The sequence below is a fragment of the Xenorhabdus sp. Sc-CR9 genome (assembly GCF_963897815.1).
Lineage (GTDB): Bacteria > Pseudomonadota > Gammaproteobacteria > Enterobacterales > Enterobacteriaceae > Xenorhabdus.
This window is the reverse complement of sequence record NZ_CAWQTY010000075.1, coordinates 1-1,154: the sequence shown is the minus strand read 5'-3', so window position 1 is coordinate 1,154 and position 1,154 is coordinate 1. Positions and strand designations below refer to the sequence as shown.

At 41.9% G+C, this 1,154-nt stretch carries 1 protein-coding gene; it reads left to right on the top strand.

The features are described 5' to 3' along the window. The first annotated feature begins 102 nt into the window (after window positions 1-102). Window positions 103-1,143, top strand: coding sequence for an IS630 family transposase (locus AACQ81_RS03670; protein WP_237388484.1), 1,041 nt, complete (start codon window positions 103-105; stop codon window positions 1,141-1,143). Window positions 1,144-1,154 lie beyond the last annotated feature (11 nt).

Genomic DNA, 1,154 nt, shown 5'->3' with positions numbered 1-1,154 from the left:
TAAATAGCTTGTCAAAATGGTAGGAGTATCAAAGAAACTCGATCCTAAATTTGCGAAATTTTTGTTCCCAAAACGCAAAATCACAGAAAAAAGGATCGAGTCATGCTTATCATACCATCCACTTCCCGGAATGAACGGCGGCAGATGAAAAAAATTGTTCAAAAGACGACTGATAAAAATTATGCACGCCGGATCATGGGGATACTCTTATTGGATAAAACACGCTCTGTTCCTCAGGTCGCTGGGATACTTTGTTGCGCCGAATCTTCCGTTTGGCGTTGGCTGAAAAAGTTTAGAGAACACCGATGGGCAGGCTTGCAGAGCTTACCCGCTGGGCGTCATATTCAGTGGCATTTAGCTCGTTATCTGCCGCTCTTCTATTATTTTTTAGAGCACGCTCCCCAGCAGTTTGGCTATATCGGTTCGCGTTGGAGTCTTTCGTTTTTTGTGTTTTTACTCAGAAAATATCTGCATATTACCCTTTCCATCAGCACACTTTACCGTTATTTCTGCAAACAAGGCATTGTTTGGCGGCGGGCTGCGCCTACATTAAAACAACCGGAGCCCGAATATGACGAAAAAATGGCGCGTATTGCTGAGGCGCTTTCACGGGCTTCAGAGAAACACCCCGTTGTTTATGAAGATGAAGTGGATATTGATTTTAATCCTAAAATAGGCGCTGACTGGTACTTTAAAGGCCAACAAAAACGGATTGTGACACCGGGTCAGAATCAAAAATATTACTTTGCCGGTTGCCTTGATGCCCAAACAGGTAAGATCGTGTCCACGGGTTACACGAGAAAAAACTCAGATTTATTTATCAAAATGTTAGAAGCATTGAAACGCGCCTATCGTGAGGCAGAAACGCTGAGCGTGATTTTAGATAACTACGGCATCCATAAAAGTAAGAAGGTCAGAGCATGGTTGTTGAATAATCCCACTGTGACACTGCTCTTTCTTCCTGTCTACTCGCCTTGGTTAAATAAAATAGAACGACTATGGCAATCACTTCATGAAACGGTGACACGCAATCATTGTTGCCAATTTATGTGGCAGCTTATTCGTAATGTGAAAATTTTTTTGAAAAGGGCTTCGTTAACGGATTGGAAAGAAATGAGAAATATAAGAGTCTCACCATTATGACAAACTATTTA